Here is a 12310-nt window from a genome sequence, read left to right on the forward strand (position 1 = left end):
TTACATCCCCATCCCCCAAAACGCTTTTTTATGCGGGCCGGGGGGCTCGTTTTTGTTTATACCCCCCCCCCGCGCCGCCCGGGGGGGGGCCCCCGATGGGGCGGGTCCGCCCCCCCGCCCCGTGCGCTGAATCGGCTTGGTGTCTAGTAGTCGACGCGCACGCCGCTCGCTGACACGGAGAAGCCGCCGGGCAGTTGGGTTTCGAAGTAGTAGGTGCCGGAGGCAAGCCTGCCCCAGTTGTTGGTGTTGCAGCTGTTCTGCTTGGAGCCTTTGCCCTCGTCCGGTCCGAAGACGTCCTTCCAGACCTCGAGGCGGAACCCGGTCGACATGTGGGGCGACCCGCTGCAGCCCCACAGCGCGACGGCGGTGCTGGTGGCATCGATGTTCTTGTCGGTCCAGCGGCGGGACTCACCGCCGTCGGTGTAGCCCGAGAGGCTGGAGGTGAAGTAGCCCTCGGCGTGGGCGGGGGTGATACCGGCGGTCAGGGTCAGGACGGCCGCGGCGAGGGCGCCGTGGATGACGCGCTTGCGTATGTGGTGCACGTTTCTCCTTCATGGGGTGTGACGGCCTCCTGTTGGGAGGCCGGGTCCGGGGGTGGCGTGCTACAGGCCCCTGATGGTCAGGGGCGGGCGGCGCCACATCAGTGCGAACGCCATGCCCGCCGGAAGCAGGGCGGTGACGAGGAGCAGGGCGGGGAGGGAGTCGGCGGGGTGGAGGATCCAGGCCCAGTGTTCGGGGTCGCCGTTGCTTGCCCAGCCGGTGGCGGCGCAGATGAGGGGGATGCAGGCGAGGGCCGAGGTGGAGAGGCGCTGCCCGAGGAGGGGGTGGAGGAAGAGGGCGAGGGCGGTGTAGCCGGCGAGGTTGCGTCCCAGGACGATGGTGAGGCCGTCGGTGTCTGTGAGGCGGCTGATCGCCGCGGTGCTCAGGCCGAGGAGGCCGATGGTTCCGGCGAGGGCGGTGTCCCAGGTGCGCAGGGGTCGGCTCGCGACTGTTTCGGTGGCGAGGTCGCCGCGGCCCATGCCGTAGAGGAGGACGATCGCCGGTGCCAGCGTGATCAGGTGTCCGATGAGGAAGTCTCCGGACGCTCCGGTCAGTGCGGGGACGGGGAGCTGGGCGTCTCCGATCAGGAGTCCGAGGGCGATGGTGGCGAGGAGTGTGGCCGCCAGGGCGGGGACCGCGCGGGCCTTGCACCACCAGATCACTGGCCGTTCCCGGCGGTGAGGGCGATCGGGGGCTTGTCGGTGCAGTTGGCCATAGCGGCGGCGTTGCGCTTGTACCAGTCGAGCTGGACGTCCTTGGGCTGGCTGAGGACCTTCTCGGTGACGAAGGCGACGTCGCGCGGGTCGAAGCGCCCCTCGACGATGCGGGTCTCTCCACTGGCGGTGGCGTAGAGCCAGGCTGCGAGCGGGCCTTGCGCGACCCCCGCGGGATAGGGATCGCCGTTGAGGGCGCAGGCGGGAGGTCGGGGAAGGAACCCGGAGGCCACGCCCGCGGCGAGATCGCCGGTGGTGGGCTTCGTGGGGATGCCGAGCTTGGTCTCACCGGGGCCGGGTTCGGCGGCCATGGTGAGGGTCGGTGCGATGGTGAGTCCGGCCTTGGACAGGCGGTCCGTGACCGCCCGGGTTCCGGTTGTGATCATGTCCGCCCGGGGGGTCAGCTCCGGCCACAGGCATACTTTGGGCGTGCCGTCGTCGCAGATCAGTTCGGTGGTCGGGCGGGCGACGACAGGGTCGTAGTCGATGTCCCGGGCGAGGTATCCGGCGATGCCGGCGCCCGAGACCGCAAGGACGGCCGCGGCCACTACCGCCGGGAGGACGCCGCGGAAGTGAATCACGACCAGGGCGGCGCAGCTGACGGCGATCGCGAAGACGGCGCCGCTCCACAGCGCGCGTGGGTCGATGACCTGGTCGACGGCGCAGCAGTTGTCGAGGCTGCTTGCCACGATGTGCCGGATCCAGCGGGTGGACCAGGACGCCGGGTAGGCGTTGGCGATGAAGGCGACGATCAGGGCAAGGGGGGCCGCGAGAACACCGGGCAGGACGCGTCCCAGGACGCAGCCGGCGAGCGTGTTCGCGATGAGGATGGCCGTCGAGACGGCGAGGATGCCCAGGTGCGGGATCCCGAGGCCGAGATCCGCGGCCGCCGCGGCGGTGGCGAACGCGACGAGGAGGGCGATCACGCCCATCACGACGACGGGGGCGAGAGCGGGGAAGGTGATGGCGAGCGGGGAGCGGACGGGGCCCTGGTCGAAGACCCGTCCCCGGTGGAGTCGGGCGCCTTCCCAGGCTCCGGCCGCCGCGCACGCGGCGGCGATGAAGGGCTGGGCGAACGTCGCGGTGCCGGTCGCGGAGGGCCAGTAGAGCGGGGTGACCCAGCTGGTGAGGTCGTCGCCCAGGGCCGTCACGACGAACAGGGCGAGCAGGGGCAGCAGCCAGGTGGCCGAGGAGGACCGGACGATGGTGCGCAGCAGCATCTCAGGCCTCCTTGCCGACGAGGCGGGCGTAGGCGCTCTCCGCGTGTTCACGGGGTGATTCCCCGTGGTCGGCGAGCTGGTGGAACTGTGCGGTGGTCCCTTGGAAGCGGACGGTGCCCTCGTCCAGGACGACGACCTGGCTGTAGAGGTCGAAGAGGTCTTCGGTCTGGTGGGTGGAGACCAGGATCTGGACGTCCCCGGTGAGTTCCTCGACGAGCCGGCGGAACACGGATCTCTGCTGCGGGTCGAGGCCGGCGGTCGGCTCGTCCATGAGGATCAGCTCGCTGCGGTGGGTCAGGGCGCCCGCGATGCCCATACGGCGGAGCTGGCCGCCGGAAACCTGGTGACTCTTGCGGTCGGCGAGCTTGCCCAGCTGCATGCGAGCGAGTGCGCGTTCGGAGGCCTGCCAGGCGGCGGCGCGGGACATCCCCTTGAGCCAGCCCGTGTAGGCGACCTGCTCGCGGACGGTCAGCCCGGGCATCGGCGTCACCTGCTGGGGAATCCAGGCGACCTGACGGCGGAACGCCGCCCGCTCCCGACGCCTGGCGGGATCGAGGTCCTTGAAGGACAGGTTCCCCACGCGGGGGCGCAGCTGCGAGGAAGCCAGCGCGATGAGCGTCGACTTGCCCGCGCCGTTGGGTCCCAGGAGGACCGTCGCAGGACTGTCCAGACGCAGGTCGAACCCGTCGAACACGTCATTCCTCCGCGTGTACCGGAAGGCTACGCCGTCGAATACCAGAGCCATGAGGGTGCGCAATCCGCCGCCCCCGCCGTGCGGGGCGGCTGGTAGATGGTCCACTGCGAGCGTGCCGCCTCAAGAAACCTGCCCTGCAGGCATCTTGAGGCGGCGGTCACTCGATGTGTATCAGTACTGGGTGTAGACGCTGTTCACCGACAGAACGCGGCCGGATCCCAGCCCCCACAGCTCGAAGTAGTACTTCGCCGCGGCCTTGTCGCCCCAGTGGGTACTGTTGCAGTAGTTCGTCCGGACGCCCTGCTCCTCGTCCGGACCGAAGACGTCCTTCCACAGCTGCAGCGTGGCGTTGTTGAATCCGTTGGCACTGTCGGTGACGCAGCCACCGAAGCCGACGGAGGTGCTGACGCCATCGGAGTTGCGGTCGTCCCAGCGGCGTGACTCGTCACCGCGGGTCCATCCGCTGATGTTGGAGCTCCAGCTGCCCTCCGCGTAGGCGGGAGTGATGCCGGCCAGACCGAGGAGGGCGACGCCGACCACGACACCTCGTACTGTTCTGCGGTTGCTCAGGCTCATGCCAATCCAATCCCGGACAAGGAAAACGACAGGACGGCGTAGGACGAGGGGCAGTGCGGCGCCTGCACGCCCCCGACCACGCCAAAAGCTTGATTCGAACGTTCGAACGCTGAGTAAAGTAACCACCAACTCAGCTGACAGCCAAGCGCTTTCAAGTCGATCGACCAGGCCCTAACCGAAGTGCGTGGCGCTACGCCCCGGAGCAACGACCCAACCGCAGAGGCCTCGAAAGCGGGCTCCCCCTACAGCCTCCCAAGGCATCCCTTGCCCCACCTCAACTCGCCGCGCGCCACCCGATCCGCCGCGGATCCTGCGCAGCCATCCCCCGAAGAATGGCCGGGAAACGCTGCCCACACCGCAGGCCAACGCTCTGGACAACGTGCCTGATCCGTAGACCTCGACGAAGGACACCTGAACGACCGGGTGCTGCGCCACGGTGAGTGCCCGCTTCACGAAGCCTCTCGGCAGCCCGCCGGGGGAAGCGCGCGCAGGAGGTCCCACAGGCGACGGAAGCCGGCGGCCCAATCGGCAAGGAGGGAGTCAGCGCCCTGATCCACGAACTCGTCGCGGGCCCCGCACAACCTTCGAGCCACCCATGCCGGCTGCGCCGCTGAAGATCGTCCAGGCCGCCGGGCAGGTCCCGGCCACGCTGGCCGCAACCAGGCTCCCGACGCGGTGAAGTGGCCGCGCACCGCTATCTCCTCAATGCCCGCACTCATCCGATGGACGGCCGTTCAACCGCTCCCCGGTCCCGGCGATGGTCGCGAGGGTCTGGTGGATCTGAAAGGAATTCTTCGTCGAACGGTCATAGTGGCCGCAGCGCGAAGGCGTCCGAGTTGCATCTTCCATCAGACTTCGGTCATTTCAGATCAATCATTGCGATCTTACGATTATCGGTCCGATTCTCGATCGCGAGGCGGGCTGCGTCCTGGCACGGCCCTGAGTACCGTGCCGCAGACCGCAGTTGAGGGTGAGATGCCCATGACTGCAGAGATCGAACGTGCCGACAAGGTCGGCAGAGTCAGCGCGAGCCGGTACGCGGAGATCGTGGCCGCGCTGAGGAAGCTGGTGGAGACCGCCAGCCGCGTCCAGTTCGCGGTCGGTGACTTCGCACTCGAAGTCGAACCGATGCGCGAGCACGGCGGTACGGAGCGGAGCGAGTCGCTGTTCACAGTGAAGGAGTCCTTGTTTCGCCTGGCCGAGGACATCGGATTGTCCTACGCGACCGTGGACAAGGCCCGATGGACGGCATCGAGGTGGCCCAAGCCGCAGCGAGTGGCGGAAGTGTCCTTCACGGTCCACTGCATCCTGGCGTCCGTCACCGACGACAAGGAACGGTTCGCCACCATCCACAACCCACCCGAGGGCAGGTCGCGCTGGACGCCGGACGCGGCGAACCGCAGGGTCGGCAGGAAGGTGGTCAAACCCATCACCCCTCAGGAGAAGATCAGTGCGATCCACGCGCTCGCCCAGGACGAGGGCGTAGCCGCGACCATCACCGGTGACCTGCTGCGGCGTCCGGCGGTCGTCGCCCAGGTCCGGCACGAGGACAAGGTGAGGGCGGTGGAGGAACTCACCCGGGAGGACAAGGTCGCGGCGGCCGTCGCCCCGGACTTCCTGCGCCGCCCCTCGGTCGTCGCCCACGTACCCAAGACTGACAAGGTGAAGGTCATCGAGGAACTGACCCGCGACGAGCACGTCGCCGCCGAGGTGACCACCGGTCTTCTGCGCAGACCGGACATCGCCAACCGGGCGATGAGCGACACCATCGCCCGCCACCAGGTCAACCGGGCCCAGGCAGACCACGGCCGGCAGGCCCGCGAGCAGTTCGAGGAGACCAGCCCCGTGGCCCCGGCGATCCGCAACATCGACCGGTCGGTGGAATTCCTAGACCTGGTCACCGCCTGCCACGCGTTCGTCGCGGCGTCCGGCCGCGTCGTCCCGGGCCTGCGCGACCGCCAACTGGGCGACGCCGAGCGCACCATCGTGCACGAGAACGTCGCGAGAGTCCGGGCGACACTGGACTGGATCGAGACCGCGGTGGACACCGGCAAGGTGGACGTCGACAACGAACTGGCCCGACTGCTGCAAGGTGAATAGGCGATGCCCCGCGCCACGGAGCGCAGATCCCCCGCCGCCGAGCGGCACGCCGACACCGTCCGGTTCGTGCTCTTCAAGGCCCGTCCGGCGGGACTGACCTTCCCTCAGCTGGTCAGCTCCAGCGAACTCTCCCCCCACCAGACCCGCTCGGGCCTGGCCTGCCTGCGGGACATCATCACCGAACGCGGCTGGCCGCCCCTGATCTGGACCCTGAAGGACGGCTACAAGTTCTGTGCCGACCCCGTCGAGCTCCAGGCGTACGAGGTCGCGGTCATCCGCGGCAAGCTCACCGAGATCCGCCGGTTCGTCACCGGGACCGTCGCCCCGCACGCCGTCCTCCAACCCAAGGGCCGGTGGATCAGACACCTCAACACCCAACTCAACTCGGTCGAGTCGACGCTCGACATCATCGCCGACTTCACCGACGCCTGACAGGCGGGGCCGGCCAACTTCCGGTCGGCCCCGCACCACCGTTCAGGGCAAGAGAGAAGCCGGGCATGCGCCACGGCGTCTCACACATCCGGGACCGCCGGTGCCCTCGGACCGTCCAATACCGCGCAGACGAAACAGGAAGGGAACGCTCCGGGGGGCACGGCCGCCGGTACCTCGGCAAGCCTCCCGGCCCTGGCACACCGACCCCGACGCACTCGGCTGGGGCGACCATCAGCGCGACGCCGAGGAGAATGCCTCCGTTCGCCGCCAGGTCGCCGGCGCCGAAGCCCCTCTCGACGAGCTCGAAGCAGATGTCCCCCACGGCCCTGCGGGACGCAGCCCGACCGTCGGGGGCGCGGCCCCCGGACGCAAGACACTCGCAGCTCGGGCCGAGTCCATCCTTGACACACGAATCGACCTGCCCCGGCACCCGGGCCGGCCCCAACCAGCCGTGAACAGGCCGAGCTCCGGAGGTAAGACCACCGGCAGGCCGGGGCACCCGTCCGGCCGGCGGCGCAGCGGCCTGCCTCGGGCCGACCCACCGTGGGCGGCTCGGGGCGCGGCGGGTGGCGAGCGCGGCCGGTCGGCGGGGTGCTCGCAGGACGGGTGTGGCCTCGCGTGGGCGTGGCCTATCGGGGGCTGACGGTCGCCGACCAGCCGCTGCGGCTGAAGTGGCAGGCGCCGTCCGGGTCGATGCGTACGGCTGCGCCCGAGATGGGTAGATCTCCGTCGGTCACGAGCCAGGTGCGGATGCGGTCCAGTTCGTCCCACAGTCGGCGCGGGCCGCCCTGGTGGACGGTCGGCAGTTCGCGGGCCGTCGGTGCCGTGGCCCGGGCCCAGGATCCTTCCGGGTGGAGCATGCAGGCGGTGCGGGAGCCATCTGCGGCGCTCTCCATGCGGTGCTCGATGCCGGGAACGGTCAGCTCCAGGGTGGAGCGCACGTCCCAGGTGCTGTTGACCCTCATCACCGGGTAGCGGCCGGTGGTGACGGACTCGCCGTCGGCCGTCCGTGCGGTGGCCCACCGGTCTGCGGTCTCGGGCGTGGGCGGGTAGTCGTCGCCGTGGCGGGTGCTCATGAATCCGGCGGGCTCCGGAGCGACCTTTCCGGTGGCGCCGCCGTCCGGGGTCTTGTCCGCGACGACGAGCAGACCGGTGCCCGACAGGTTCGTCACCATCCGTCCGCCCGGGGCCAGCGCCTTCAGCCAGGAGGCCGGGACGGCCGGGACCGAGACGGTGGAGACGATGCGGTCGTAGACGCCGGGCAGGCCGCCGGTGATGTCGCAGACTTCCAGCTGCGGCCGGTTCCCGGCCGCAGCCAGGCGCCGCCGGGCGGCGTCGACGAGGTACGGGTCGACGTCCACGCTCGTGACGTGGCCGTCGCCGATCCGCCGGCACGCCAGCGCGGTCCCGTAGCCGCTGCCGCAGGTCACCAACAGGCGGGAGGTGTCGGCGAGGACGGCGTGCTGGTACATCTTCACCACCAGCGCCGGCAGCGTCGCCGACGAGGTCGGCCACGCCTCCGGGACCACCGCCCCGTCGGCGGCGTGGTCGGCGTGGTGGGGGCCAACCCGGGTGATCACGCTCAGGCCCTTGTCGTAGGCACTGCTCATCCACGCGTGCGGGTCATCGGCGCCGTCGCGGAGCTCGTACACCCAGGCACCGTTCCGCTCACCGGCACTCCACCAGCGGGGTACGAGCAGGTGCCGGGGGACCGTGGCCAGGGGCCCGTGCCAGCGGGACTCGGGCCGCACCGTCGCGTCGGCCATCCGGACCGCGTGCTTCTCCCAGCCCACCGGCGTCCACTTCATGAACAGGTTCCCCTTTCAGGCGAGCGCGGGCACGGCGGCCACCGGCGAATCGGTCGCGGGGGCGTAGCCCATCGGGTCGCAGGGGGTGTTCTTGCCGGGGTCGCAGGAGTCGGGGTTGGCCGGCTGGCAGTCGGGGTGGCAGGACGTCGGGCCCGTATGCCGCGGGACGCTCGCGCTCACCTCGGCCCACCGCGGGCCGGACAGCACCGAGGCCAAGTCGGCTTCCTGGACGTTGCCCGTGGTCAGGAAGCGTCCGATCTCGCAGACCGCCATGTCGCCGTCCGGCGGGACCGCCGCCCGCTGGTCCCCGCACCGCCCGCACAGCTCGGACCTCGACGGCAGCCCGGTGCCCGCTGCGTTACCGACGGCCCGCACCCTCCCAACGTGGATATCGCGGACGCCGAGGGCAGCAAGCTTCGCGCGGGCCCGCTCGGCCCGCCCCGGAACGCCGGAGTCGAGGACGGCGACCTTCAACGCGATGCCGCGCCGCAGCGCCTCGACGATGTGGTACGCGTCGCGCTGTGCGAGCCGCGGCGGCCCGTGACCTCGTCGTGCTCGGCCGCGATGCTGCTGTGGTACGTCGCGGCCAGCCGCATCCTGGGGTGCTCACACAACTCCCAGTGCTCATCGCGCAGGCGGACGAGGTTGCTGTAGACCCGCACTCGCAGGCCCGCGTCCAGCGCGTGCCGGGCGATCGCGGCGAAGCCGGGGTTCAGGGTCGGCTCCCCGCCGATCAACTGGACCTCCTCGACGCCGAGCTCGACGCCCTGGTCGATCGTCCGCAACCAGTCCTGCTCGCCCATGCCGCCGTGGCCCCGCGTCGGACCCGACCCGGCGTAGCACAGGGCAGGGCAGGGCAGGTGAGCTGGCAGCGGCCGGTGAGCTCCAGTGACAGAAACCGCAGGGCGAGGGCCTCCCGGACGATCGTCATGCCGCGATCGTAGGATGCGGGCCCGCAACCCGTCCGGCGATGCGGCCACTTCGGCCGATGAAAGGCCCTCCCCGCCGTCCGATGCGGCTCCTCGGGCGCCCCCAGGCCTCCTCACCGCGCCCCTCGGGCTGGGGCAGCCCGGCCCTCCCCCGACCCTCGGTACAGCTCCGCACATCCGCTGTTCCAGCGCTCTCCCCGCAGGGGGTACCGGGTGACCCGTGGAGCCGGGCCGTCGAAGCAGCAGCGGACAACGCGATACCGCGACCTCACCCAGCGCGTTCCTACGCGTTACTTCCCCGGGAAGACCACGGGGTACAGGAACGACAGAACCCCAAGGCCGGTGAACACGGCGTTCCGGTACACGACAGCCACCACCAGGACTGATGCCGCCACGGTCATGGGCCCGGAAAGCCCCAACATCGGCCCACCCACCGCGATGCCCGCGATGCCCATGACCGCCCCCATCAGGCGCGCGGCCTCGAAATGGTGCGCCGGCGCCGGCACCGAGCTGACGTCTTCCTCGTCCAACAGAGCACCGACACGGCCCTCCGCGTACCGGGTACTGACTTTCAACAACATCCGCCCGCTGGAGCGCGCGGACTCCTTCGGATCGACGTCGAGACCGGCCTCCGCTGCGCGCAGGGCCTTTGAGAACCTGGGTGCGGAATAGGCTCTCGCACATGAAGCAACCGTCGGAGATGAGCGAGCGCGAGTTCTTCGCCTTCATGGGTCGGCGTCCAAGCATGGTCGTGGGCAAGACCTCGTTCGACATGGTGACCGTCTTCCTCGCCGGCTACGCAACGCACGCCGACCGCCACGGCGGTCCAGACCCTCTCGCAGGCTTTCACGAGTGGCTGGTCGCCCACAGAGGCCGAGACTGCAACCACGGCTGGCCGGGCCAGGTCCTGCACATCGCTCTTCCCCAAGGATGGGAGAACATCTGGGACCTGCCGCCCGAGGACGAGCAGCGGGCCATCGAGGTCCTGTTCGAGCTCCTCGACGCTTTCCTCGCCGAACGTGAGGCGACGGTGGACACCCAGGCATCAGCGTGACCACACCGCCACAGCTGGCGGCGGTCAAACTCCGATACGAAGGCCACCTCGTCAGCCTTTGGTAATACTGGTCAAACTTCGATGAGACAGGGACCGCTGAAACAAGAAGGCGGTTCGTCAAGCAGCTGTCCTTGGCCACTGAAGTTGACCGGTGGCTGGTGACTCACTCTTCCAGCGACGACGGCCAGTCATATCCGAAGGCTTCGGCGCACTCTCGATAGCCCGCGCAGACCACGGCGCCGTTCAGGGGGTGCGGGCGCCGGACGGCGGCGACGATACGGTCGGCCTGGAGCTTGGGGCTTTCTTCGGACACCGCAAACCCGATCTTCAACTGGATGAACGGATCGGCGCTCTCACGCGGAACATGCAGGGAGACAAGGACCTGGCCAGGGTCCGAGTCCCACACGGAGACCCAGAACGTGTCGCTGTTCCACGCGGCCAGGGGATTCGGCACGACTAGCAACTGCTGAGCCACCAGGTCAGCGACATCCCACGCCAGCGAAGGCCGCTCTGCCAGAGCCACAGTGCTCCCCCTTATTCGAACCTACACGCCCCGGCCTGGAGCACACACGAGCCGTTGTCGCACACGTGATCGCTCGCATCTTACCGACGCGGCGGCTGGTCACGCGGGCGAGTGCCTGAGCCGTCAAACCTCAGCGCCAAGGACAGCGACCTCGCACACAGGCAAATCGCCGACCCACTCGTGTCTCACTCAATCCAGTCCGCGCAGGTCAACACGAGCTGGTCGACTAACTTCGTTGCGACAGGTCAGCAGCGTCCCCCTTCGGAAGTGTTGACCGCGATCAACACTTCGGGGGCCGAGTCCGAGAGAGTTCAGCCCGGTCGCGGGACCAGTGAGTTGTTGACCGCGGTCAACAACTCCACGGCCGGCCCGAAGAGGCCTCGCCGGAGGCACGACCCCTCTGGGTTGTTGACCGCGGTCAACAACCCGCTTCCTCATTCTCAAGGCTCGCTGGGTGGGGCCTGCGGGCCGCTCCGGAATGTTGGACGGCGGCGCCTCGGACCCGGAAGGTGCGGCAGGAGCTCCCACAAGGGAGCCGTCCCACTGGCCCACTGGTCCAGGAGTCCACGGTCGACCAGGTGCAGCCGTTGGCTCCGGGCGAAGGCCACGGCCGGTGCAGTGAACCGCCCGTTGGTGACGAGGACGACGACATCGCCGCTGTGCACGGGGCGTCCGGTGCCGTTGAGGACATGGAGGTCCGGTGTGCCAACTGCAGTCCCTGCAGCTCCGTCGCGGCGGTGCTTGCACTGAATGACCCAGCGCCGACCTGCGGGGTCGGTCCCCTTGACGTCAGCCCCGTTGTCGCCAGCGCCGCCCACGCGGACGGCGTCGCGGGCGCCATCACGGCGCATCAGATCCCGCACGGCCTCCTCGAACTCGGTGTGATGCAGGCCGCCCAGGAATCGGATGTCCCAGCCTTCCGGCCGACGGCGCCGTCCGGCCCAGGCAGAGAAGCCGCGCCGTACGGCCTTGACGAGGAGCAGGATCAGCACCCCGGCAACGAGGGCCGAGACGGCGACTGCGGCAATGCCGGACTGGGCCTGGACGACGGTCAGCCCGTCGGGGACCGTGCGCCACCAGCGTTGAGCGGCGGAGTGGTTGGTCTTCTCCACCACCCCTTTGCGGTTGCCGCGGCGGGGCGGGCAGATGTCCACGCCGACTCCGTAGTACTTGGCGACAGCGGCGAAAGAGGAGGTCACCTGCCCGCTGGAGGGGTAACAGACCGTCGCCATCCGGTCGAAGCGCCACCGGCGGGTCGTTCCGCCGAGCTTGCGCATGACCTCGTCGAGGGCGGGTACCGCAGCCTCCGCCGGGGCTGGCCGGACGGACGCGGCGCCAGCCTGTGTGGTGGTGCAGCGGGATTGGGCGGCGGCCGCGGAGACCCGGGGCCGGGCGGGGGTAAGCCTACCAGGTGGGGCGGTCAGGGAGGTGAGGGTCGCGTCGATGAGGCGGCGGGCCAGGGCGGGGCCGGTGGCTTCCTGCCAGGAGGTGTTGGTGGTGAAGCGGTTCAGGTACTGGGCGACGGTGTCGGTGCCGTGGTGTTCGCCGAGCTGCTGCATGCGAGCGGCGAGCAGCGGCCATGGGCGTGAGCCGATCAGGAGCCCGGCTTCCCGCTCCGGCAGGACCTCCTTGACCATCGCGACCATCTGGGAGTGCGCCGCCGGCTGCACCCTGAGCTGCTTCAGGGCGCGGGGCCGGTTGCCGAGGTCAAGGCCGCGAGG

Annotated in this window: 14 protein-coding genes; 3 read left to right on the plus strand and 11 right to left on the minus strand. The window is 69.7% G+C overall.

Annotated features, from left to right (window positions below; all coding sequences use genetic code 11):
- Positions 1-143 precede the first annotated feature (143 nt).
- The 5 genes from ACFVS6_RS13965 to ACFVS6_RS13985 form a co-directional block, all read right to left on the minus strand.
- On the minus strand, positions 144-542 hold the full coding sequence (locus ACFVS6_RS13965) for a hypothetical protein (RefSeq protein ID WP_389703589.1): 399 nt from the start codon (positions 540-542) through the stop codon (positions 144-146).
- Positions 543-602: 60 nt separating this feature from the next.
- Positions 603-1202 carry a hypothetical protein gene (locus ACFVS6_RS13970; protein ID WP_389703590.1) on the minus strand — a complete coding sequence of 200 codons (600 nt, stop codon included), beginning with the start codon at positions 1200-1202 and terminating at the stop codon, positions 603-605.
- Positions 1199-2473 carry a hypothetical protein gene (locus ACFVS6_RS13975; protein ID WP_389703592.1) on the minus strand — a complete coding sequence of 425 codons (1275 nt, stop codon included), beginning with the start codon at positions 2471-2473 and terminating at the stop codon, positions 1199-1201. The genes ACFVS6_RS13970 and ACFVS6_RS13975 overlap by 4 nt, the downstream gene beginning before the upstream one ends.
- Before the next feature lies 1 nt (position 2474).
- Positions 2475-3218: an ATP-binding cassette domain-containing protein gene (locus tag ACFVS6_RS13980; protein ID WP_389703593.1), complete on the minus strand. Its 744-nt coding sequence runs from the start codon at positions 3216-3218 to the stop codon at positions 2475-2477.
- A 120-nt stretch (positions 3219-3338) separates the two neighbouring features.
- On the minus strand, positions 3339-3743 hold the full coding sequence (locus ACFVS6_RS13985; RefSeq protein ID WP_389703595.1) for a hypothetical protein: 405 nt from the start codon (positions 3741-3743) through the stop codon (positions 3339-3341).
- 981 nt (positions 3744-4724) lie between these two features.
- On the opposite strand from ACFVS6_RS13985, the gene ACFVS6_RS13990 reads away from it, so the two are divergent.
- Both ACFVS6_RS13990 and ACFVS6_RS13995 read left to right on the plus strand, forming a co-directional pair.
- Positions 4725-5843, plus strand: coding sequence for a DUF6192 family protein (locus tag ACFVS6_RS13990; protein WP_389703597.1), 1119 nt, complete (start codon positions 4725-4727; stop codon positions 5841-5843).
- A gap of 3 nt (positions 5844-5846) precedes the next feature.
- Complete coding sequence (locus tag ACFVS6_RS13995; RefSeq protein WP_389703599.1) at positions 5847-6275, plus strand: RacP protein; 429 nt, start codon at positions 5847-5849, stop codon at positions 6273-6275.
- A 629-nt stretch (positions 6276-6904) separates the two neighbouring features.
- Here the strand turns inward: ACFVS6_RS13995 and ACFVS6_RS14000 are convergent.
- From ACFVS6_RS14000 to ACFVS6_RS14015, 4 genes are all read right to left on the minus strand, one after another.
- Complete coding sequence (locus tag ACFVS6_RS14000; protein ID WP_389703600.1) at positions 6905-8083, minus strand: methyltransferase domain-containing protein; 1179 nt, start codon at positions 8081-8083, stop codon at positions 6905-6907.
- A 15-nt stretch (positions 8084-8098) separates the two neighbouring features.
- Positions 8099-8458, minus strand: coding sequence for an SPASM domain-containing protein (locus tag ACFVS6_RS14005; protein WP_389703602.1), 360 nt, complete (start codon positions 8456-8458; stop codon positions 8099-8101).
- 95 nt (positions 8459-8553) lie between these two features.
- A complete protein-coding gene (locus ACFVS6_RS14010; RefSeq protein ID WP_389703604.1) occupies positions 8554-8886 on the minus strand; it encodes a radical SAM protein in 333 nt (110 codons plus the stop codon).
- Positions 8887-9302: 416 nt separating this feature from the next.
- On the minus strand, positions 9303-9542 hold the full coding sequence (locus tag ACFVS6_RS14015) for a hypothetical protein (RefSeq protein WP_389703605.1): 240 nt from the start codon (positions 9540-9542) through the stop codon (positions 9303-9305).
- Positions 9543-9694: 152 nt separating this feature from the next.
- Between ACFVS6_RS14015 and ACFVS6_RS14020 the strand changes: the two genes are divergently transcribed.
- The gene (locus ACFVS6_RS14020) at positions 9695-10066 is read left to right on the plus strand and encodes a hypothetical protein (protein WP_389703606.1); all 372 of its coding nucleotides are present in this window, start codon (positions 9695-9697) and stop codon (positions 10064-10066) included.
- 163 nt (positions 10067-10229) lie between these two features.
- On the opposite strand, the gene ACFVS6_RS14025 is transcribed toward ACFVS6_RS14020, so the two are convergent.
- Both ACFVS6_RS14025 and ACFVS6_RS14030 read right to left on the minus strand, forming a co-directional pair.
- The gene (locus ACFVS6_RS14025; RefSeq protein ID WP_389703608.1) at positions 10230-10589 is read right to left on the minus strand and encodes a hypothetical protein; all 360 of its coding nucleotides are present in this window, start codon (positions 10587-10589) and stop codon (positions 10230-10232) included.
- Positions 10590-11029: 440 nt separating this feature from the next.
- A complete protein-coding gene (locus ACFVS6_RS14030; RefSeq protein WP_389703859.1) occupies positions 11030-11581 on the minus strand; it encodes a restriction endonuclease in 552 nt (183 codons plus the stop codon).
- Between the last annotated feature and the right edge of the window lie 729 nt (positions 11582-12310).

It is taken from the genome of Streptomyces sp. NPDC057939 (assembly GCF_042887545.1).
In the GTDB taxonomy this organism is placed as follows: Bacteria; Actinomycetota; Actinomycetes; order Streptomycetales; family Streptomycetaceae; genus Streptomyces.

Coding starts and splice junctions, on each gene's coding strand:
- ACFVS6_RS13975 (WP_389703592.1), bottom strand. CDS start 2,473: ATGCTGCTGCGCACCATCGTCCGGTCCTCCTCGGCCACCTGGCTGCTG.
- ACFVS6_RS13980 (WP_389703593.1), bottom strand. CDS start 3,218: ATGGCTCTGGTATTCGACGGCGTAGCCTTCCGGTACACGCGGAGGAAT.
- ACFVS6_RS13985 (WP_389703595.1), bottom strand. CDS start 3,743: ATGAGCCTGAGCAACCGCAGAACAGTACGAGGTGTCGTGGTCGGCGTC.
- ACFVS6_RS13990 (WP_389703597.1), top strand. CDS start 4,725: ATGACTGCAGAGATCGAACGTGCCGACAAGGTCGGCAGAGTCAGCGCG.
- ACFVS6_RS13995 (WP_389703599.1), top strand. CDS start 5,847: ATGCCCCGCGCCACGGAGCGCAGATCCCCCGCCGCCGAGCGGCACGCC.
- ACFVS6_RS14000 (WP_389703600.1), bottom strand. CDS start 8,083: ATGAAGTGGACGCCGGTGGGCTGGGAGAAGCACGCGGTCCGGATGGCC.
- ACFVS6_RS14010 (WP_389703604.1), bottom strand. CDS start 8,886: ATGGGCGAGCAGGACTGGTTGCGGACGATCGACCAGGGCGTCGAGCTC.
- ACFVS6_RS14020 (WP_389703606.1), top strand. CDS start 9,695: ATGAAGCAACCGTCGGAGATGAGCGAGCGCGAGTTCTTCGCCTTCATG.